This window comes from Pseudomonas sp. P179, from assembly GCF_000478485.2.
In the GTDB taxonomy this organism is placed as follows: domain Bacteria; phylum Pseudomonadota; class Gammaproteobacteria; order Pseudomonadales; family Pseudomonadaceae; genus Pseudomonas; species Pseudomonas aeruginosa.
In genome coordinates this window covers 5,220,579-5,238,780 of sequence record NZ_KI517354.1, presented here as the reverse complement: position 1 = coordinate 5,238,780, position 18,202 = coordinate 5,220,579, and the positions used below count along the sequence as shown (strand labels likewise).

Genomic DNA, 18,202 nt, shown 5'->3' with positions numbered 1-18,202 from the left:
GAACCACCGCCCGGCGCCAGGCGTGCCGGGCCAATCCCTAGCGAACAAGGAACCGCCTATGCCACTTGCCCTCTTCGACCTCGACGACACCCTGATCGACGGCGACTGCGCGACCCTCTGGGGGCGCTACATGACCGAACTGGGCTGGGTCGAGAAGACCGCCTTCCTGCACCAGGAACGCCGCCTCATGGAACTCTATGCCGAGGGCCGGCTGGCCATGGAGGACTACATGGACTTCAGCCTGGCGCCCATCGCCGGCCGCACCCCGGCGGAGATCGCCGGCGCCGTCGAGGATTTCGTCGCGCGGATCATAGCGCCGCGCATCCACGCCGACGCCCTGCGCTGCCTGGAACGCCACCGCCAGGCCGGCGACCGCCTGCTGATCATCTCCGCCTCGGCGCACTTCCTGGTCAGCGCCATCGGCCGCCGGCTGGGGGTGGACGAGGTGCTGGCGATCGACATCGAGGAGCGCGACGGCCTCTACACCGGGCGCACCCGCGGCACCCTCACCTACCGCGAGGGCAAGGTCCGTCGCCTCGACGCCTGGCTGGCCCAGGAGGGCGAGACGCTGGCCGGCGCGACCTTCTATTCCGACTCGCGCAACGACCTGCCGCTGCTCTCGCGGGTCGACCGACCGCACACGGTGAACCCCGACCCGGCGCTGCTCGGGCACGCCCGCGAGGCCGGCTGGCCAGTGCTGGAATGGCGCTGAGAAGGCGCGCCGCGCTATACCGCCGGCGGCCCGGAAGCATTACCCTGTAGCCCCCCGGAGCCCCAGCGGAGAAGCGTCGATATGCGCGACGAGCCGTCCCGCCCCCTGACGGTGATCTACCAGTCCCTGCGCGAGCAGATCGAGCGCGGCCTGCTCGCGCGCGGCAGCAAGCTGCCCAGCGAACGGCAATTGAGCGAGCTGTTCTCGACCACCCGCATCACCCTGCGCGAGGCGCTCGGCCAGTTGGAGGACCAGGGCCTGATCTACCGCGAGGAACGCCGCGGCTGGTTCGTCTCGCCGCAGCGGCTGCTGTACAACCCGCTGGTGCGCAGCCACTTCCACGCGATGGTCGCCGACCAGGGCCGGGTGCCGGAGACCGAGGTGCTCGGCGCGGCGATGATCCCGGCCAGCGTCGACATCTGCCAGCGCCTGGAGCTGCCGGCGCTGTCGCGGGTGTTCCAGATCCGCCGGGCGCGGCGGGTCGACGGGCGGCTGGTGCTGTACGTCGAGCACTACCTGAATCCCGCCTACTTTCCCGGCATCGAGCGCTTCGACCTGACTCGCTCGCTGACCGATCTCTACGCCAACCACTACGGCATCCGCTACGGCCGGGTGCGCTTCGAAATGGTCCCGACCATCCTCCCGGCGGAGGCCGCGGGACCGCTGCGGGTCTCGGTGGGCAGCCCGGCGCTACAGATCGTGCGGATCAACCGCGACCAGGCGGGCCGCCTGATCGACTGCGACCTGGAGTACTGGCGCCACGACGCGCTGCAGGTCAACGTCGAGGTGCCCGAGTAGCGCTCCGCGGTCCTGTTCCTGGCGCATGCATGACCGCCTGGCGGGTTTCCCGCCGCTTTCAGCGCATTGGTCGACCGCTGGGCACGCTGCGTCGACGCTGAGCGGTTGCCGCTGACGGCACGGCCTGCTAAAAGCGGCGACGACATTCGAAAATGCGATACGACCATGAGCGACAGTGAAAAATCGAATAGCCGCCTGTTCGACCTCGACCTGCTCCGCGCCATCGTCACGGTGGCCGACTGCGGCAGCTTCACCACTGCCGCCGCGCGCCTGCACTCGACCCAGTCGACCGTCAGCCAGAAGGTTCGCCGCTTGGAGGAAATGGCCGGACACCGCCTGCTGGAGCGCGGCAACCGCGACGTGTTGCCGACCGACGCCGGCGATACGCTGCTCGGCTATGCCCGCCGCCTGCTGGCACTGAACGACGAACTGGCCGAGGCGCTATCCGGCGCCACGGTGGCGCTGACGGTACGTATCGGCGTGCCGGACGACTTCGCCGCCGGCCGTACCACCGAGCGACTGGCGGCCTTCAACCGGCGTTATCCACAGGTCAAGCTGGAAGTCACCAGCGGCATGAGCCGCGACCTCAGCGCCAGCTACGACCGCGGCGAACTGGACCTGGTGCTGCTCAAGCAGCGCCGCGCCAGCCGCGAGGCACTGGCCTGCTGGCCGGAAAAGACATGCTGGGTGGACAGCGCCAGGAACCCCTGCATCGACCTCGACCCGCTGCCCATCGTCACCTTCCCGCCGCGCGGGGTCTACCGCGACGAGATGATCGCCGCCCTGGAAGCGGTCGGCCGGCGCTGGCACATCAGCTTCACCAGTTCCAGCCTCAGCGGCCTGCAATCGGCCATCGCCGACGGCATGGGCATCGGCCTGCTGCCGCTGCGCGCGGTGAGCGCAGGCCACGCGGTGCTGCCGAAGAACGCCGGGCTGCCGGCGGTGGACGTGTTCGAAGTGGCGCTGCTGCACCGGCCGGCGGCGGATCCGATGGTGAAGGCACTGGCACGCGTGCTGTCGCGGGTGCTGGCGGAAGATACCCGGAGCCGCCCCGCATTCGAAAAATGAATATGCTGGATTCCAACATTTAATTTGTGCATGCGCAAGGCGCTGGATATCGTTGCCGTCAGCAACGGCTCGCGCCCGCCCGTTTCGCTCCGGCGGCGCGTGAGCCGGCAGCAAGACAACAACGAGGAAACGCTCCATGTCCAAGTCCAGCTACTACGCGCCGCACGGCGGGCACCCGGCACAGACCGAGCTGCTCACCGACCGGGCGATGTTCACCGAAGCCTATGCCGTGATTCCCAAGGGGGTGATGCGCGATATCGTCACCAGCCACCTGCCGTTCTGGGACAACATGCGCATGTGGGTGATCGCCCGCCCGCTGTCCGGCTTCGCCGAGACCTTCTCGCAGTACATCGTCGAACTGGCGCCCAACGGTGGCAGCGACAAACCGGAGCAGGATCCCAACGCCGAGGCCGTGCTGTTCGTCGTCGAGGGCGAGCTGAGCCTGACCCTGCAGGGCCAGGTCCACGCCATGCAGCCGGGCGGCTACGCCTTCATTCCGCCGGGCGCCGACTACAAGGTGCGCAATACCACCGGCCAGCACACCCGCTTCCACTGGATCCGCAAGCACTACCAGAAGGTCGACGGCGTACCGCTGCCGGAAGCCTTCGTCACCAACGAGCAGGACATCCAGCCGCTGGTGATGCCGGACACCGAAGGCCGCTGGAGCACCACCCGCTTCGTCGACATGAGCGACATGCGCCACGACATGCACGTCAACATCGTCAACTTCGAGCCGGGCGGCGTGATCCCCTTCGCCGAGACCCACGTGATGGAGCACGGCCTGTACGTGCTGGAAGGCAAGGCGGTGTACCGCCTGAACCAGGACTGGGTCGAGGTGGAGGCCGGCGACTTCATGTGGCTGCGCGCCTTCTGCCCGCAGGCCTGCTATTCGGGCGGCCCGGGGCGCTTCCGCTACCTGCTGTACAAGGATGTCAACCGGCACATGCGCCTGACCCTCAATGCGCCGCATTGAGGGCGGGACAGGCTGAAAGGGAACCCGGCGCCATGGCGCCGGGTTTTTCGTTTGCGGAAGGCGCACAGCCCGTCGTCAGCTCCGGGCGCGGAGGACTTCAGGGCGAACCGAACATGGCCGTCCAGTAGATTCCCGCGTCGCTCTTCGGATCGGTGGCGTAGGCCGCGCCCAGCTCGCGGTAGCCGGGATTCATCAGGTTGGCGCAGTGGCCCGGGCTGGCCAGCCAGCCGTCGACCACCTTGTCCACCCCGTCCTGGCCGGCGGCGATGTTTTCGCCGATCAGCCCGCCGCTGTAGCCGGCCAGCTCGGCGCGGTCGCCGGGGGTGCGGCCGCCGCGGTCGAGGTGGTCGAAGAAATTGCCGTTGGCCATCGCCCGCGAATGCGCTTCGGCGGCGCCGCCAAGGGTGGCGTTCCAGGCCAGCGGCTGGGTCGCTGCGTAAGGTTTGCCACCGCACTGGCGGGCTTGCCCGCGGGCGGCGTTGATCCGTTCGAGGAGCTTCTGCCCTTCCGCCTGCCAATCGCCCATGCCGCCGCGCAGCAATGGCCGGGCGAGGACGATGCGCCAGTCGCGGTCCTGGCGGCTGACGCCGACGTCGACGAATTGCGGGTCGAGCACCACGCGGCAGAAGCTTTCCTCCAGCGCCTTCATCGCCGCGCCGGCATCGCGCGGCCCGGAAAGGCTGATCGACTGCACGTTGACCATCGGGTAGGCGGCCTGCGCCATCGCCTGCTGCAGGTCGCCGGCGGCATTCACCGGCAAGGCCAGGCGCGGATCGGCGGCCAGCGGCGGCAGTTCGCCGCTGGCCTGCCCGCCGCAGGACTGCACCTGGCCACGGTAGGCGTTGATCGCCTCGACCAGTTGCGCCTCGTCGGCGGCACTGGCGGCCGCTGCGAGCGCCAGTCCGAGCGTCAGTACGGCCAAACGCGGGATGCTTGGGATTGCCATGGAAATCTCCTCGATCTGATGGCGCCTATGATGCGCGATTCCGCGGCGCGCCGCCGCATTCGACCGGAACCCGGCGCCGGCGTTGCAGGCTCAGGCCGGCGCTTCGGCGAACGCCTCCACCAGCCGCTCGATCACCGCGCGGACCCGCGCGGTGTGGCGCAGGTCCTTGTGGGTAACCATCCACACCTCGTATGGCCGGCGTCGCTCACGCTGCGGCCAGACCCGCACCAGTCCGTCGCGCTCGCCCATGTACAGCGGCAGCTCGCAGAGCCCCAGGCCACGCGCCAGGGCCTGGCGCACCATCATGTTGGAATTCACCGCGATGACCACCCGGCCGTCGCGGATCGGCTCGCCGCCCAGGGTCAGTTCGCGCTGGCTGTGCCAATAGGGTTCGTACATCACCAGGTCGTGGCCGCGGAAACGCTCGCCGGGCACCGGTACGCCGTTGCGCCGCAGGTAGTCCGCGGAAGCGAACAGGCCCATGGGCCAACTGGCGAGTTTTCTCAGGATCAAATCGGGATTTTCCGGCCGCAGGGTGCGAATCGCGATGTCGGTCTCGCGCTTGGGCAGGTCGACCACGGCCGAAGCGCTGTCGAGCAGCACGCGGATATCCGGGTGTTCAAGGTGCAGGCGGGCCAGGGCGGGTAGCACGAAGTCGACGGCCAGGGAGTCGGTGGTGGACAACCGCACCTCGCCGGACAGTCGGTGGTCCATCCCGCGGGTCCGCCGCAGCAACTCCAGGGCCGAGCGTTCCATCTTCTCGGCCAGTTCGAAGGCCGCCTCGCCGGCCGGGGTCAGCAGGTAGCCGGACGAGGTGCGCAGGAACAGGGTCGAGCCCAGCGCCGCCTCCAGCGACGCCAGCCGCCGGCCCACCGTGGCCTGGTCGACGTGAAGCGCGCGGGCGGCGCCGCGCAGGGTGTGCTCGCGGCAGAGCGCGAGGAAGACGCGGGTGTCGTCCCAATTCATGGCGGTTTTCCTGATGCATTTTCGCATCAGTCTAATGAAAAAGCGCTGCGCGACCACGGCATCCGCGCTGCTTACCATGCGAACCAGGTCCGAACCATTTTCCCAGGAGCATGCGATGAGCAGTACGAACCGATTTCCCGAACGAATGACCGCCATCGAGATCGCCCGGCCCGGCGGCCCCGAGGTACTGGTGGCGACCAGCCGGCCGCTGCCGACGCCCGGCCCGCGCGAGGTCCTGGTCGAAGTCCGCGCCGCCGGCGTCAACGGTCCCGACGTGCTTCAGCGCAAGGGCGTGTACGACCCGCCGCCCGGCGCCTCGGACATTCCCGGCCTGGAGATCGCCGGCACGGTGCGGGCGGTCGGCAGCGAGGTCAGCCGCTTCGCCGTCGGCGAGGCGGTGATGGCGTTGATTCCCGGCGGCGGCTACGCGCAGTTCGCGGTGGCCGACGAGCGCACCACCCTGCACCTGCCCGACGGCCTGGGCATGGAGGAAGCGGCGGCGCTGCCGGAAACCTTCATGACCGTCTGGGTCAACCTGTTCCAGCGCGGTGGCTTCAAGGCCGGCGAGACGCTGCTGGTCCACGGTGGCGCCTCCGGCATCGGCACCGCCGCGACCATGCTGGGCAAGGCCTTCGGCGCGGCGAAAATCTTTACCACGATCTCCAGCGAGGCCCAGCGCGAGGCCAGCCTGCGCCTCGGCGCTGACCTGGCGATCAACTACACCGAGCAGGATTTCGTCGAGGAAGTGCTGCGCGGCACCGAAGGTCGCGGGGTCGATGTGATCGTCGATATCGTTGCCGGCGACTATGTGACGCGGAACTACCAGGCGGCGGCGATGAACGGACGGATCGTGCAGATCGGCGTGATCAAGGGCAAGGCCGCCGAAGTCGACCTGTTCCCGATGCTGAGCAAGCGCCTGGTCCATCTTGGCTCGACCCTGCGCTCGCGGAGCCACGACGAGAAAGGCGCGATCATCGCCGAACTGGAGCGCCAGGTCTGGCCGCACGTGCGCGCCGGCACTGTCCGGCCGCAGGTGTTCCGCACCTTCCCCCTGGAACAGGCGCGCCAGGCCCACGAACTGATGGACTCCGGCCAGCACATCGGCAAGATCGTCCTCACGTCAGCTCCCTGAGGCCGCTCAGACCTCGATATCGCCCAGGCGCAGCGCCCGCGCCACCGCCTGGGCGGTGGACGCCGCGCCGAGACGGCGGCGGGCGGCACGCAGGTGATTCTCCACGGTGCGCTCGGAAATCATCAGGATCGCCGCCACCTCCGCCTGCTGCTTGCCCAGGGCGATCCATTGCAGGACTTCCCGCTCGCGCTCGCTGAGCGCTTGCGCATCGCCCGCCGACACAGGGCCGCGCAGGCGCTTCAGGGCGAAGAACAGGATCGGGCAGAAGGCCTGGGCGGCGAGCTTGCAACCGGCATTCAGGTCCAGCCGCTCGCCGGCGAAAGACACCGCGCCCTCCAGGCCGTTGCGGCCGAACACCGGCACCTGCATGCCATTGACCTGGCCGAGGTCGCGGACCCCACGGACGATGCGGTAGGTCATGCGCTCGGGATCCTCCGAGGGGCTCTTCGACCAGAAGAACGGCTCGTCCAGTTCGAGGATGTGCCGGGTGACCGGACAGTGCAGAAGATAGGCGTCGCGCTGCTGGGCGCTGCGCCCCTCGGCCCAGTCGCCATGGACGAAGAACAGCTCGTCGATCAGTTCGTCCTCGTCGGGGCGGGGGAACAGGCTGCAGACGATCACCCGGTCGAAGCCCAGGCGTGCGGAGAACTCCACCATCTCGCGGCAGACCGCCTCGGTGGTAGCGGCCTTGCGCAGCCGGGCGACGCTGTCGAAGAGAAGGCTGGCGTAGTCGGTCATGGAGCGGACGTTCCTGGCTTTTTCCGCATGATCCCCGGCTTGCCGGCAAAAGCCCATAGGGGAAAACCCTCAGGCGACCGATCGTGGGTTAGGGGATTTCCCCTATTTCGCCGGCCGGCGACCCCGCCTATCGTCTTGGTACGACCTCCATCACGCAGAAAGGAACGAGCCATGAGCAACGAGCGCGATACCAGCAGAACCCCGACGCCCGACCACGCCGAGCACAACGCGTTCTTTCCCTCGCCCTATTCCCTGAGCCAGTACACCTCGGCGAAGACCGACTTCGACGGCGCCGACTACCCGACCCCGTACAAGGGCGGCAAGAAGGTGCTGATGATCGGTACCGACGAACGCTACATCCTGATGCAGAACGGCAGCATGTTCTCCACCGGCAACCACCCGGTGGAAATGCTCCTGCCGATGTACCACTTGGACAAGGCCGGCTTCGAGTTCGATGTCGCCACGCTCTCCGGCAACCCGGTGAAGCTGGAGATGTGGGCGATGCCCGGTGAGGACGAGGCGGTGAAGAGCATCTACGCGAAGTACCTGCCCAAGCTGAAAGCGCCGCGGAAGCTCGCCGACCTCCTGGAGCAGGCCGTCGCCGACGACTCGCCGTACGCCGCGGTGTTCGTTCCCGGCGGCCACGGCGTGCTGGCGGGCATTCCGCACAGCCGGGAGGTGAAACGGCTGCTCAATGCCTTCCTCGCCAAGGACCGCTACATCATCACCCTTTGCCACGGTCCGGCCTGCCTGCTGGCACCGGCGGTCGACGAGAAGCCGGAGGACTACCCGTTCAAGGGCTACGAGATCTGCGTGTTCCCCGACGCCCTGGACACCGGTGCCAACCTGGAGATCGGCTACATGCCCGGTCCCCTGCCCTGGCTGGTGGGCGAGAACCTGCAGAAGCTCGGGGTGAAGATCCTCAACAAGGGCATCACCGGCCAGGTCCACCGCGACCGCAAGCTGCTCACCGGCGACAGCCCGCTGGCCTCCAACAACCTTGGCAAGCTGGCCGCCAAGACCCTTCTCGAAGCGTTCGCCCGCTGATTCCCCGCCGCGCCCCGTCCGTGCCCCACGGACGGGGACATCTCCCGTTCGTCCCGGCGTCATCGAACTTAAACCGGCCTGGCGCAGCATCGTCCTTCAGGAAGAGGAATGGCGCGTTGCCCGACGCCGTCCGGCGAAAGACGAATCGATGACCGCACAGAAAGAAAACTCTGACAGCACACCGACTAGTCGTCCTCCCTTCCCGCCGTTACGGTTCCGGGCTTGCGCACAAAGCCGAACCCAAGGGGGCCCCTCATGTCACTGCCGCCGTACCTCAAGCCCGGCGACAAGGTCGTGTTGTACGACCAGCACTGCCGCTTCTGCACGCTCTGGAGCGGTTTCCTGGCACGCCGCGCCGACCACCGGCTGAAGCTGCTTGCCGCGCAGTCCGCCGAAGGCCTGGCGATTCTCGATTGGTTCGGGCTGGCACCCGATCATTTCAACACCTGGCTGTTCGTCGACGGCGCCTACGCCTGCGACGACAACGATGCCCTGCTCGAGGTGCTGCGCCTGTTGCCGGGCCCCTGGCGTCACCTGCGCTGGCTGCGCCTGCTGCCAGCCTGGCTGCGCGACGAGTGCCACGAGGCGCTACGGCGCAACCGCTGGCGCTGGTTCGGCCGCCAGCGCCCACCCCTTCGTCGTCGCTCCTGGCGTCCCCGTCGAGCCTGACGCCTCTCCGCGCTGGCCGTGGCGGGTTATGCTGCCTGCGCACCAGCCTGCGGACCCATACCTGCCATGGCCCTTGACCCGAGCCAACGCCGACGACTGCGCCACGCGCTATCCGACGCCTTCGTCGACACTCTCCTGGAGCCCGAGGATATCGCCCGGCGGATAAAGGGCGTCGACCCGGCGTTGCTGGAGCGGTTGTTCTTCGAGGAAGTGGCGCCGGTCTGCCACGGCAACCTGCTCAGCCCCGCTCCGGCGGTATGGACCGCCTTCGACGAGGCCTGGCTGGAAGAGGCCATCGAGCGACGCCTGGCGCGGCAAAGGAGCTGCGCCCTGCGACGCTGGCACGAGCGCTGCCTGGTCGCCTGGCTGCGATGGCGATACGCCGACACCTGGCGCGCGATCGCCGGCGCTCTTTGAGCGAGCGCCTCAGCGAAATACCGAATGGATGAGCTTGCCGGCCTTCTTCGTGTCGACCGCCTGCTGGCGTACCGGCGGCAGCGGCTCGCGCTTGTCCTTGTCTGCCTCGTTCATCTGCGCCACCCAGGCATCCACCCGATCGCGGCTGACGGCGCCGTAGTTGAGATGGCAGCTGTCGACGAGGGTCTTGCCCTTCTTCTCCTTGTAGCTGCACTGCACGCGGAAGTCGCCGATGTAGTTGGTGGCGAAGCTCTCGGCACGGAACGGCGCGGAGAACGGCTTGGAGGTATAGGTCTCGTAGTAGTAGTCGGTCTTGGTCAGCGGCGTAGAACGACAGTTGGACTCCACGTTCACCGCCGTGTGGGTGACGCTGCGCTTCCTTTTCCGGACCGTCTTCTCCAGCGCCTCGCCGTTGGCCTCGCAGCGCTCCTCGTACGCACCGGTCTCGCGGGTGACGGTATAGGACAGGTACCTCACCTCGAACTCGTAAAGCTCGTAGTAGCGCGGCGTCAGTGCGAGGCTGAACAGCTCGGAGTACGACGAGGTGGTGACGTGGGCCGCATGGGTCTTGGAGGCGGGATCGCGGAAACGCAGGGTCAGGCGGGTGGACGGGTCGTTGCTGCCGGTGTTCTCGAAGCCGACCACGCCGGTGACGAAACTGGGCGGATCGCCGGCGCGCATGGAGAACCAGGACGACACCGAGCCCTGGTTCGCCGGGTTGATGTTGCAGCCCGCCAGCGCTGCCATGCAGGCGAGCACGGCAGGTAGCTTTCCTTTTCTGGGCGTCATTGAAATCCCTTTGCTCGCGACAGGAGGAAAATATCGTTAGGAAACAACGTTGAGAGGCCGGCAAGGATACCCGACTGGCGCACGGGTCGCATCATTATGACATCACGCCGCCCGCCGGCGTTGCCGCGACCGTTCGTCGAACCTATGAATTCCGGTAGTTTCCCTTGCCCTCGCTGGCGTCCCAGGATCAGGATTTCCTGTGTTCGCCGGGAGGATCCTGGCGTGTCCACGACCAGCCTCTGCCCCTCCGCCACGCGGGAACACGGTCCCGGCGCGAAACGCGTCCTGCCTCTGCTGTTCCTCACCTGCCTGCTGGATGCCGCTGGCGTCGGCCTGATCGTGCCCCTGCTGCCGACGCTGATCGGCAGCGTGGCGCCGCTGGCGGTCCGCGACGCGGCCACCTGGGGCGCCGCCCTGGTGATGACCTTCGCGCTGCTGCAATTGTTCTTTTCGCCGGTCCTCGGCAGCCTCAGCGACCGCTTCGGACGCCGCCCCGTCCTGGTCCTGGCGATGCTCGGCTTCGCCCTCAGCTATCTGCTGCTGGCGCTGGCCGACAGCCTCTGGATGCTGTTCCTCGGTCGCGCGCTGGCCGGGCTCACCGGCGCCAGCGTGGCCACCGCGATGGCCTGCGCGGCTGACCTCGGCACGCACGGGCAGCGCACCCGGCACTTCGGCTGGCTGTACGCCGGCCTCGCTCTGGGCATGATCCTCGGCCCCGCCCTCGGTGGGCTGCTGGCGGTGCACGGCACGACGCTGCCGCTGTTGCTGGCCGCCGGCCTGTGCCTGCTCAACGCCCTGCTCGCCGGCCTGTTCCTCGAGGAAACCCTGCCCCCGACGCGACGCCGCCGCCTGGACCCGAGGCGGATGAATGCCTTGCGCTCGATCAGCGGCCTGGCTCGGCAACCGGGGGTCGGACGCCTGCTGGCGGTGCTTGCCCTGGTATTCCTCGGCTTGCAGGCGGTGATGGTGGTCTGGCCGTTCTTCGTGATCGAGAAGTTTCACTGGAGCAGCGCCTGGATCGGCTACTCGCTGGCCCTCTACGGCGTGCTCGCGGTGCTCGCCCAGACCCTCGGCGTGAACCTCTGCAAGCGGCGCCTGGACGACGCCCGCCTGCTGCGCCTGGGCCTCGCCCTGCAAGGCTGCGGCCTGCTGCTGTTCGCCCTGGTCGACTCGTCATTCTGGCTGGTCTGCGCGCTGCTGCCCTTCGCGCTCGGCAGCCTCGCCACCCCGGCCATGCAGGGGCTGCTCTCGGCCCGCGTGCCGGTCGACCGCCAGGGCGAGTTGCAGGGCGTGCTGAGCAGCCTGATGAGCCTCGCCGCGATCGTCGGTCCGCCGCTGATGAGCGGCCTGTTCCACTGGGGCAGCGGTCCGCTCGCGCCGCTGCCCCTGGCCGGCGCGCCATTCCTCGCCGGCGCCCTTCTCGTTCTGGCCGGGCTGGTCCTGGCCTGGCAACTTCGACCTACGGGAGAAGAACGATCATGGACCGGATAGACATGGGCGTGCTGGTGGTACTGTTCAATCCTGGCGACGACGACCTGGAACACCTTGGCGAACTGGCGGCGGCGTTTCCGCAACTGCGCTTCCTCGCCGTCGACAACTCACCGCACAGCGATCCGCAGCGCAATGCCCGGCTGCGCGGGCAAGGCATCGCCGTGCTGCACCACGGCAACCGGCAGGGCATCGCCGGCGCCTTCAACCAGGGGCTCGACGCGCTGTTCCGGCGTGGCGTGCAGGGTGTGCTGCTGCTCGACCAGGACTCCCGTCCCGGCGGCGCCTTCCTCGCCGCCCAGTGGCGCAACCTGCAGGCGCGCAACGGTCAGGCCTGCCTGCTCGGCCCACGGATCTTCGACCGGGGTGACCGGCGCTTCCTGCCGGCCATCCATCTCGACGGACTGACGCTCAGGCAATTGTCTCTGGACGGCCTGACGACCCCGCAGCGCACCTCGTTCCTGATCTCCTCCGGCTGCCTGCTGACCCGCGAGGCCTACCAGCGCCTCGGCCACTTCGACGAGGAACTGTTCATCGACCACGTGGACACCGAATACAGCCTGCGCGCCCAGGCGCTGGACGTGCCCCTGTACGTCGACCCGCGGCTGGTCCTCGAGCACCGCATCGGCACGCGCAAGACCCGCCGCCTCGGCGGTCTCAGCCTCAGCGCGATGAACCACGCCCCGCTGCGCCGCTACTACCTGGCGCGCAACGGCCTGCTGGTCCTGCGCCGCTACGCCCGGTCCTCGCCGCTGGCCCTGCTGGCGAACCTGCCGACCCTGACCCAGGGCCTCGCGGTGCTCCTGCTCGAACGCGACAAGCTGCTCAAGCTGCGCTGCCTGGGCTGGGGCCTGTGGGACGGCCTGCGGGGACGCGGCGGCGCGCTGGAGCGCAACCGCCCGCGCCTGCTGAAGCGCCTCGCCGGCCCGGCCGTGGCGTCCGTAGCTTCCGGCAAGGCCAAGGCCTAGTCGGCGAAACGCATTCCCGCATAGGGCGCTTGCCGGCACGCCGCGAGCCGGCTGCGCAGGTCGCCGACGTGGGCCTCCAGGCGATGGCCGTCCGGGTCGAGGAAGTAGAACGAATCGCCCTCGCTGCGGTTCTGCTTCCATTCGCGCACGCCATGCGCGCGCAGCTGCGCGGCGAAGCGGGCGAAATCCGCGGCGGCGATGCCGAAGGCATAGTGCGTGTAGTCCGCGGCCGGCCCGCCGTACTGCGGCTCCCGGGACAGGCACAGCCACAGTGAACCCAGTTCGAGATAGGCGCCCTGGTCCCAGCGTGCTTCCAGGCGAAAGCCGAGAAGATCGCGGTAGAAGGCGATGCTGGCCGGCAGGTCGGCGACCGCCAGGGTCAGGTGATTGAGACCGGTGAGCATGGGGGGCTCCTTGCAAGGTTTGGCGGGAGGACGATTCAGGCACGCCCCAGCCAGTCGCCGCGGATTATTTCCATCAGTTGGCGCAAGCCGGGTTGCGGCTGGCGTCGGCTCGGATAGTAGAGGCAGAACGGCGCGCCCATCGAGGTCCAGTCCGGCAATACCAGTTGCAGCCGGCCGCTACGCAGCTCCTCGGCGATTCCCACCTCCAGGCAGTAGGCCAGGCCGACACCGTCCAGGGCCGCGGCAACCGCCGTATTGCTTTCGTTGACGCTGAAGGGGCCGGGCACGTCGACCTCGACCATCCGCTCGCCGTCGCCCAGTTCCCATTTGTAGAACGAGTTGTCGCCCAGGCGCATGCGGATGCAGGCGTGCCGCAACAGGTCGTCCGGCCGCTGGGGCACGCCGTGGCGCGCCAGGTAATCGGGCGACGCGGCCACCACCCAGCGCAGCTCCCCGGTCAATGGCACCGCGACCATGTCCTGGGGCACCGTGCCGCCGTAACGGATGCCGGCGTCGTAGCCGTCGGCGACGATGTCGACCATGCGGTCCTCCACCGAAAGTTCCAGTTGCAGGTCCGGATACGCCTCGGTGAAGCGCCTGAGGACCGGCCCCAGCAGCAGCCGCGAGGCATCGCGCGGCACGTTCAGGCGCAGCCGGCCCACCGGCGAGGTGCGATAGGCATCGAGCTCGCCGAGCGCCTCGCCGATCACCTGGAAACCATCCTCCAGCTTGGCCGCCAGCGCGCTGCCGGCATCGGTCGGCACCACCGAACGGCTGGTACGGTTGAGCAGCTTCACCCCGAGCCGCGCCTCGAGGTTGCGCATGCTGTGGCTCAGCGCCGAGGTACTGACACCCAGTTCCTGGGCCGAGTGACGGAAGCTGCGGCGCCGGACGATGGTCATGAAGACGTTCAGGTCGGCGAGTTCGGAACGGGTGAAAGCCGGCATTCCAGGGCTCCTGGCAGTTCTCGGAGGTCAATGCAGCATTGAGCCACATTCAATCTCGGGTGATCTAGAGTAATCGCTCCGTGCCGCCGGGCGCATTGCCGGCAAGCGTTTTCCCGATCTGCAGGAGTATTTCCATGAGTGTTGAAAGCATTCGCATCGAGGGTATCGACACGCCGGTCTCGCGCATCGGCCTCGGCACCTGGGCCATCGGCGGCTGGATGTGGGGCGGCGCTGACGACGCGACGTCGGTGGAAACCATCCGGCGTGCGGTGGAATCCGGGATCAACCTGATCGACACCGCGCCGGTCTATGGCTTCGGCCATTCCGAGGAGGTCGTCGGCAAGGCCTTGCAGGGCCTGCGCGACAAGGCGGTGATCGCCACCAAGGCGGCGCTGGAGTGGAGCGACGCGGGCATCCACCGCAACGCCTCCGCCGCACGCATCCGCCGGGAGGTCGAGGACTCGCTGCGGCGGCTGAAGACCGATCGCATCGACCTGTACCAGATTCACTGGCCGGACCCGCTGGTGGCGCACGAGGAAACCGCCGGCGAACTGGAGCGCCTGCGCCGCGACGGCAAGATCCTCGCCATCGGCGTGAGCAACTATTCGCCGGAACAGATGGACGGGTTCCGCCAGTTCGCTCCGCTGGCCAGCGTGCAGCCACCCTACAACCTGTTCGAGCGCGCCATCGACGCCGACGTGCTGCCCTACGCCGAGCGCAACGGCATCGTCGTGCTGGCCTACGGAGCGCTGTGCCGCGGCCTGCTTTCCGGACGGATGAACGCCGAGACCCGCTTCGATGGCGACGACCTGCGCAAGTCCGACCCGAAGTTCCAGCAGCCCCGCTTCGCCCAGTACCTGGCAGCGGTCGCGCAACTGGAGGAACTGGCTCGCGAGCGCTATGGCAAGTCGGTGCTGGCCCTGGCCATCCGCTGGATTCTCGATCGCGGCCCTACGGTGGCGCTGTGGGGGGCGCGCAAGCCGGAGCAGTTGAACGGCATCGCCGACGCCTTCGGCTGGCGCCTGGACGACGAGGCCATGGCCCGCATCGAGCGGATCCTCGCCGAGACCATCCAGGATCCGGTCGGTCCCGAGTTCATGGCGCCGCCCAGCCGCAACGCCTGATCGGACGGCCGGGGCGGCAACGCCCCTGGCCGCTGGCCTGACGGAGCGGCGGAAGGCAAAATGGCGGTTTTTCTCAAGGACTGCCGGATCAGTTATGGAAAACGTCTACAAGACCCCGGAAGCGCCCTTGGTGGAAACCCGCGGCGCGAAGCGGGCGCATTTCTTCGTCACCTCGCTGGGCAAGATGAGCGTGCTCTTCCTCCTCACCCTGGGGCTGTACGGCGTGTACTGGATGTACAAGCACTGGAAGGCCCAGCAACCGCAGATGGAGCGGCGGATCAGCCCGGTATGGCGGGCGATCTTCGGCATCTTCTTTTTCCACGCCCTCGCCCGGCGGATCCACCAGGCCCTGCCGGAAGAGCGCCAGGCACTATGGAGCCCGAGCAAGGATGCGACCTGGGCGGTGCTGCTGACGGTCGCGGCGAACCTGATCAGCCACCTCACCGACGTGGTCCCCGCGCTGGAGCCCTACTCGCTGCCCTCGCTCCTGCTGCTGCTCACGCCGCTGATCCCGATGCGCAACATCCAGCGCCAGGCCAACCTCGCCAGCGGCGACCCGCAGGGCACGGGCAACGCCGGCTATTCGGGCTACAACCTGCTGTTCATCGTGCTCGGCGCGCTCTACTGGCTGCTGATCCTGATCGGTTCCGCGGTGATCCTCTTCGGCTCGTCCCAGGGCTGAGCCGCCTCAGCTGGGAAACGCCCGGCGCAACAGTTCGGGCAGCACCTCGCCGGCCGGACCGACGAGACAGTGTTCGCGCGGATGGCAGGTGCGCACCGGTTGCGGGTTCACATGCACGACGCTGGCACCGTGTTCCAGCGCCAGTCCGGGTATCCGCGCCGCCGGCTGCACCACGCCGGAAGTGCCGACGCTGAGCAACAGGTCGCACTCGCAGGCCGCGGCGAAAGCCTCGCGCAGGGCCGCCTCGGGCAGCGCCTCGCCGAACCAGACCACGCCCGGCCGGACCTGTCCGCCGCAGGCCGGACAACGCGGCGGCTCGATCCGTCGTCCCTCTTCCGGCTCGACCGAATCGGGCAAGGCGTCCCGGTAGGCTGCCGCGCAGGTCGCGCAACGCGGCGCGTGCAGGCTGCCATGCAGGTGAAGGACGTCGCGGCTGCCGGCGCGTTCATGCAGGTCGTCGACGTTCTGGGTGACCAACCGGGTGTCGGCGATCCGTCCGCTCAATGCGGCAATCGCCCGGTGCGCGGGATTCGGCTGGACACCCAGCACCTTCAGGCGGCGCCACTCGTACCAGCCCCAGACCAGCGCGGGATCGTCGGCGAAGGCCGCGGGCGTAGCCAGGGCCGCCGGATCGTAGCGCGCCCAGAGACCGCCAAGGGCATCGCGGAAGGTGGGAATCCCGCTTTCCGCCGACACCCCGGCGCCCGTGAAGATCACCAGGCGGCGGGCGCCGGCGAGCAGTTCGACGACAGCGCGCATCTCGCTCCTCCGCTTACAGCGCGGACAACGCGCGGTATTCGTCCTGGGCATGCTGGTCGGTCATGCCGCTGACGAAATCCTGGAGCATACGGCAGCGGTGGTAGAACTCCCACTGCCGCTGCAACGGGTCCTCCGCCACACCTTTCATGGCCTCCAGGTAAGCCTTGATCTGCTGGCTCGGCAGGCGCCGAACCAGCAGTTGCGGATGCGGCGCGGCGGCCTGGCGACCTTCGGCGAGGGCCTGGAACTCCTCGGCCGGCAGGCGCAGCAGCGGCGCGTAGAAATCCAGCAGGCCCTGGATGATGCGGTAGCCCTGCAATTCCAGGGTTTCCACCTCCGGATGGCAGAACACCCATTCCATGGCCACGTCCTTGAACGTCTGGACGATGGCGTGCGGCAGGCTGCCGTCCTCCATCAGCGCGCGGCCGAGGGTGCCGGCATGAACCGCTTCGAGGTTGTCGATGAACTGCTGGGCGGCGTGCTGGACCAGCGGGTGGATCATTTTCACCCGCAGGCGGATGAAGAATTCGCTGACCTTGTTGATCGGCTCCCGCTCGGCCTTTTCCAGTGAGTAGTCGACCATCCGCTGGAAGCTCATGTTGTCCGCGTCGCCGGGAATCGGCGCGTCCGGCGAATGGTGGACGGCAAACTTCTTCACCAGCAGATCCGCCAATTGACGGATGTCGAGGATGCCTTTTTCCACCGAGTCTTCGATATCGGCCAGGCAATAGGAGATATCGTCGGCCGCTTCCATGATGTAGGCCACAGGGTGGCGAGTGCCCGGGCGCATGCCGAGGACTTGGCGCAGTTCGTCGACGAAGGCTTCCTCGGAAAGATAGAAGCCCGGCTTCTTGTTCAGGTAGTGGTTCGCCGCTGCCTTGTCCGGCTTCGGCTCGTAGGCCGGACGCACGTACTTGAGCAGGCCGGCGGTCTGCGTGTAGGTGAGGTTCAGGCGCAGCAGCTTCACCACCAGGCGGATGGCCTGGGCGTTGCCTTCGAAATGCTTGAGGTCGGTGAGCATGCGCTGCTGCAACAGGCCGTCGCCCTGGCCCGGCGGTACGCGGCGCTCGAACAGGGCGTCGAGATTGCGTTCGAACCAATCGTTGATGGCGTACTCGCCGAAATGACCGAACGGCGGATTGCCGACGTCGTGCATCAGGCAGGCCATTTCCACCAGGCTTTCCAGCGCGCCTTCCAGCCCGTCCAGGCCGACCTCCGCGGCACGCGGGCCCAGTTGGCGGAACAGCGTGCGGACGATGAAACGCCCGGTCTGCTGCACTTCCAGGGAATGGGTCAGGCGGCTGCGCACCGCCGCGTTGCGCTCCAGCGGGAAGACCTGGGTCTTCTGCTGCAAGCGACGCACGGCGGCGGAATTGACGATGCGCCCGCGGTCGCTTTCCAACTGGTAGACGATGTCTTGCAGATCGGTATTCCCGGCATGTCCGTAGGTTTCCCTGTCATGCGGACGCTGGCGGGATATCCGCTCCTTGAAATCCACGGCCCCTGGCATCTGGCGCTGTTCTCCACTCGGTCGGCTGCGAACCCCGAGCCTAGCGCGTGGCGGCGGTTTAACCA

Annotated in this window: 20 protein-coding genes; 12 read left to right on the top strand and 8 right to left on the bottom strand. The window is 68.0% G+C overall.

Going from position 1 to position 18,202, the window contains the following annotated elements; genetic code table 11:
• Positions 1-58: 58 nt before the first annotated feature.
• From HMPREF1224_RS36470 to HMPREF1224_RS36455, 4 genes are all read left to right on the top strand, one after another.
• A complete protein-coding gene (locus HMPREF1224_RS36470; RefSeq protein ID WP_003082318.1) occupies positions 59-712 on the top strand; it encodes an HAD family hydrolase in 654 nt (217 codons plus the stop codon).
• Positions 713-793: 81 nt separating this feature from the next.
• Positions 794-1,510 carry a UTRA domain-containing protein gene (locus HMPREF1224_RS36465; protein WP_003082314.1) on the top strand — a complete coding sequence of 239 codons (717 nt, stop codon included), beginning with the start codon at positions 794-796 and terminating at the stop codon, positions 1,508-1,510.
• A gap of 165 nt (positions 1,511-1,675) precedes the next feature.
• Positions 1,676-2,578 (top strand): LysR family transcriptional regulator, encoded by a 903-nt coding sequence (locus HMPREF1224_RS36460; protein ID WP_003109090.1) that lies wholly within the window; start codon positions 1,676-1,678, stop codon positions 2,576-2,578.
• A gap of 136 nt (positions 2,579-2,714) precedes the next feature.
• Positions 2,715-3,551, top strand: a complete 837-nt coding sequence (locus tag HMPREF1224_RS36455) for a bifunctional allantoicase/(S)-ureidoglycine aminohydrolase (RefSeq protein ID WP_003086528.1) — start codon at positions 2,715-2,717, stop codon at positions 3,549-3,551.
• A 97-nt stretch (positions 3,552-3,648) separates the two neighbouring features.
• On the opposite strand, the gene HMPREF1224_RS36450 is transcribed toward HMPREF1224_RS36455, so the two are convergent.
• Both HMPREF1224_RS36450 and HMPREF1224_RS36445 read right to left on the bottom strand, forming a co-directional pair.
• On the bottom strand, positions 3,649-4,497 hold the full coding sequence (locus tag HMPREF1224_RS36450) for a CAP domain-containing protein (protein ID WP_010793917.1): 849 nt from the start codon (positions 4,495-4,497) through the stop codon (positions 3,649-3,651).
• A gap of 90 nt (positions 4,498-4,587) precedes the next feature.
• Entirely contained in the window at positions 4,588-5,463 is an 876-nt protein-coding gene (locus HMPREF1224_RS36445; RefSeq protein ID WP_003082301.1) for a LysR family transcriptional regulator, read from the bottom strand.
• A gap of 145 nt (positions 5,464-5,608) precedes the next feature.
• On the opposite strand from HMPREF1224_RS36445, the gene HMPREF1224_RS36440 reads away from it, so the two are divergent.
• Complete coding sequence (locus HMPREF1224_RS36440) at positions 5,609-6,595, top strand: NAD(P)H-quinone oxidoreductase (protein ID WP_003082297.1); 987 nt, start codon at positions 5,609-5,611, stop codon at positions 6,593-6,595.
• Positions 6,596-6,601: 6 nt separating this feature from the next.
• On the opposite strand, the gene HMPREF1224_RS36435 is transcribed toward HMPREF1224_RS36440, so the two are convergent.
• On the bottom strand, positions 6,602-7,333 hold the full coding sequence (locus tag HMPREF1224_RS36435) for a PA1136 family autoinducer-binding transcriptional regulator (RefSeq protein WP_003082295.1): 732 nt from the start codon (positions 7,331-7,333) through the stop codon (positions 6,602-6,604).
• A gap of 171 nt (positions 7,334-7,504) precedes the next feature.
• Between HMPREF1224_RS36435 and hchA the strand changes: the two genes are divergently transcribed.
• The 3 genes from hchA (at position 7,505) to HMPREF1224_RS36420 (ending at position 9,466) form a co-directional block, all read left to right on the top strand.
• Positions 7,505-8,380: a glyoxalase III HchA gene (gene hchA, locus HMPREF1224_RS36430; protein ID WP_003082292.1), complete on the top strand. Its 876-nt coding sequence runs from the start codon at positions 7,505-7,507 to the stop codon at positions 8,378-8,380.
• A 255-nt stretch (positions 8,381-8,635) separates the two neighbouring features.
• Positions 8,636-9,049, top strand: a complete 414-nt coding sequence (locus HMPREF1224_RS36425) for a thiol-disulfide oxidoreductase DCC family protein (protein WP_003116330.1) — start codon at positions 8,636-8,638, stop codon at positions 9,047-9,049.
• A 66-nt stretch (positions 9,050-9,115) separates the two neighbouring features.
• On the top strand, positions 9,116-9,466 hold the full coding sequence (locus HMPREF1224_RS36420) for a DUF7079 family protein (RefSeq protein WP_003082290.1): 351 nt from the start codon (positions 9,116-9,118) through the stop codon (positions 9,464-9,466).
• 9 nt (positions 9,467-9,475) lie between these two features.
• Here the strand turns inward: HMPREF1224_RS36420 and HMPREF1224_RS36415 are convergent, their stop codons facing one another.
• Positions 9,476-10,165 (bottom strand): hypothetical protein, encoded by a 690-nt coding sequence (locus HMPREF1224_RS36415; protein WP_003082288.1) that lies wholly within the window; start codon positions 10,163-10,165, stop codon positions 9,476-9,478.
• A gap of 312 nt (positions 10,166-10,477) precedes the next feature.
• Between HMPREF1224_RS36415 and HMPREF1224_RS36410 the strand changes: the two genes are divergently transcribed.
• Both HMPREF1224_RS36410 and HMPREF1224_RS36405 read left to right on the top strand, forming a co-directional pair.
• A complete protein-coding gene (locus HMPREF1224_RS36410; protein WP_003082286.1) occupies positions 10,478-11,746 on the top strand; it encodes an MFS transporter in 1,269 nt (422 codons plus the stop codon).
• Positions 11,734-12,711: a rhamnosyltransferase gene (locus tag HMPREF1224_RS36405; RefSeq protein WP_003082283.1), complete on the top strand. Its 978-nt coding sequence runs from the start codon at positions 11,734-11,736 to the stop codon at positions 12,709-12,711. Before HMPREF1224_RS36410 ends, HMPREF1224_RS36405 begins: the two co-directional genes overlap by 13 nt.
• Here the strand turns inward: HMPREF1224_RS36405 and HMPREF1224_RS36400 are convergent.
• Both HMPREF1224_RS36400 and HMPREF1224_RS36395 read right to left on the bottom strand, forming a co-directional pair.
• Positions 12,708-13,115 (bottom strand): FosA family fosfomycin resistance glutathione transferase, encoded by a 408-nt coding sequence (locus HMPREF1224_RS36400; protein WP_003082280.1) that lies wholly within the window; start codon positions 13,113-13,115, stop codon positions 12,708-12,710. The two genes, HMPREF1224_RS36405 and HMPREF1224_RS36400, sit on opposite strands and share 4 nt — an antisense overlap.
• A gap of 35 nt (positions 13,116-13,150) precedes the next feature.
• Positions 13,151-14,062: a LysR family transcriptional regulator gene (locus HMPREF1224_RS36395; RefSeq protein WP_010793914.1), complete on the bottom strand. Its 912-nt coding sequence runs from the start codon at positions 14,060-14,062 to the stop codon at positions 13,151-13,153.
• A gap of 134 nt (positions 14,063-14,196) precedes the next feature.
• Here HMPREF1224_RS36395 and HMPREF1224_RS36390 point away from each other — a divergent pair, with 134 nt between their 5' ends.
• Positions 14,197-15,186 carry an aldo/keto reductase gene (locus tag HMPREF1224_RS36390; RefSeq protein WP_003082273.1) on the top strand — a complete coding sequence of 330 codons (990 nt, stop codon included), beginning with the start codon at positions 14,197-14,199 and terminating at the stop codon, positions 15,184-15,186.
• A gap of 94 nt (positions 15,187-15,280) precedes the next feature.
• Positions 15,281-15,868, top strand: coding sequence for a DUF4234 domain-containing protein (locus HMPREF1224_RS36385; RefSeq protein ID WP_010793913.1), 588 nt, complete (start codon positions 15,281-15,283; stop codon positions 15,866-15,868).
• A gap of 6 nt (positions 15,869-15,874) precedes the next feature.
• On the opposite strand, the gene HMPREF1224_RS36380 is transcribed toward HMPREF1224_RS36385, so the two are convergent.
• The gene (locus HMPREF1224_RS36380) at positions 15,875-16,627 is read right to left on the bottom strand and encodes an SIR2 family NAD-dependent protein deacylase (RefSeq protein ID WP_010793912.1); all 753 of its coding nucleotides are present in this window, start codon (positions 16,625-16,627) and stop codon (positions 15,875-15,877) included.
• 13 nt (positions 16,628-16,640) lie between these two features.
• On the bottom strand, positions 16,641-18,137 hold the full coding sequence (gene dgt, locus HMPREF1224_RS36375; RefSeq protein ID WP_003109104.1) for a dGTPase: 1,497 nt from the start codon (positions 18,135-18,137) through the stop codon (positions 16,641-16,643).
• Positions 18,138-18,202: the final 65 nt, after the last annotated feature.

Bases quoted from the DNA above. Each gene is read 5' to 3' on its own strand.
- HMPREF1224_RS36470 (WP_003082318.1), top strand. From the start codon at position 59: ATGCCACTTGCCCTCTTCGACCTCGACGACACCCTGATCGACGGCGAC.
- HMPREF1224_RS36465 (WP_003082314.1), top strand. From the start codon at position 794: ATGCGCGACGAGCCGTCCCGCCCCCTGACGGTGATCTACCAGTCCCTG.
- HMPREF1224_RS36460 (WP_003109090.1), top strand. From the start codon at position 1,676: ATGAGCGACAGTGAAAAATCGAATAGCCGCCTGTTCGACCTCGACCTG.
- HMPREF1224_RS36455 (WP_003086528.1), top strand. From the start codon at position 2,715: ATGTCCAAGTCCAGCTACTACGCGCCGCACGGCGGGCACCCGGCACAG.
- HMPREF1224_RS36450 (WP_010793917.1), bottom strand. From the start codon at position 4,497: ATGGCAATCCCAAGCATCCCGCGTTTGGCCGTACTGACGCTCGGACTG.
- HMPREF1224_RS36445 (WP_003082301.1), bottom strand. From the start codon at position 5,463: ATGAATTGGGACGACACCCGCGTCTTCCTCGCGCTCTGCCGCGAGCAC.
- HMPREF1224_RS36440 (WP_003082297.1), top strand. From the start codon at position 5,609: ATGACCGCCATCGAGATCGCCCGGCCCGGCGGCCCCGAGGTACTGGTG.
- HMPREF1224_RS36435 (WP_003082295.1), bottom strand. From the start codon at position 7,333: ATGACCGACTACGCCAGCCTTCTCTTCGACAGCGTCGCCCGGCTGCGC.
- hchA (WP_003082292.1), top strand. From the start codon at position 7,505: ATGAGCAACGAGCGCGATACCAGCAGAACCCCGACGCCCGACCACGCC.
- HMPREF1224_RS36425 (WP_003116330.1), top strand. From the start codon at position 8,636: ATGTCACTGCCGCCGTACCTCAAGCCCGGCGACAAGGTCGTGTTGTAC.
- HMPREF1224_RS36420 (WP_003082290.1), top strand. From the start codon at position 9,116: ATGGCCCTTGACCCGAGCCAACGCCGACGACTGCGCCACGCGCTATCC.
- HMPREF1224_RS36405 (WP_003082283.1), top strand. From the start codon at position 11,734: ATGGACCGGATAGACATGGGCGTGCTGGTGGTACTGTTCAATCCTGGC.
- HMPREF1224_RS36400 (WP_003082280.1), bottom strand. From the start codon at position 13,115: ATGCTCACCGGTCTCAATCACCTGACCCTGGCGGTCGCCGACCTGCCG.
- HMPREF1224_RS36395 (WP_010793914.1), bottom strand. From the start codon at position 14,062: ATGCCGGCTTTCACCCGTTCCGAACTCGCCGACCTGAACGTCTTCATG.
- HMPREF1224_RS36390 (WP_003082273.1), top strand. From the start codon at position 14,197: ATGAGTGTTGAAAGCATTCGCATCGAGGGTATCGACACGCCGGTCTCG.
- HMPREF1224_RS36385 (WP_010793913.1), top strand. From the start codon at position 15,281: ATGGAAAACGTCTACAAGACCCCGGAAGCGCCCTTGGTGGAAACCCGC.
- HMPREF1224_RS36380 (WP_010793912.1), bottom strand. From the start codon at position 16,627: ATGCGCGCTGTCGTCGAACTGCTCGCCGGCGCCCGCCGCCTGGTGATC.
- dgt (WP_003109104.1), bottom strand. From the start codon at position 18,137: ATGCCAGGGGCCGTGGATTTCAAGGAGCGGATATCCCGCCAGCGTCCG.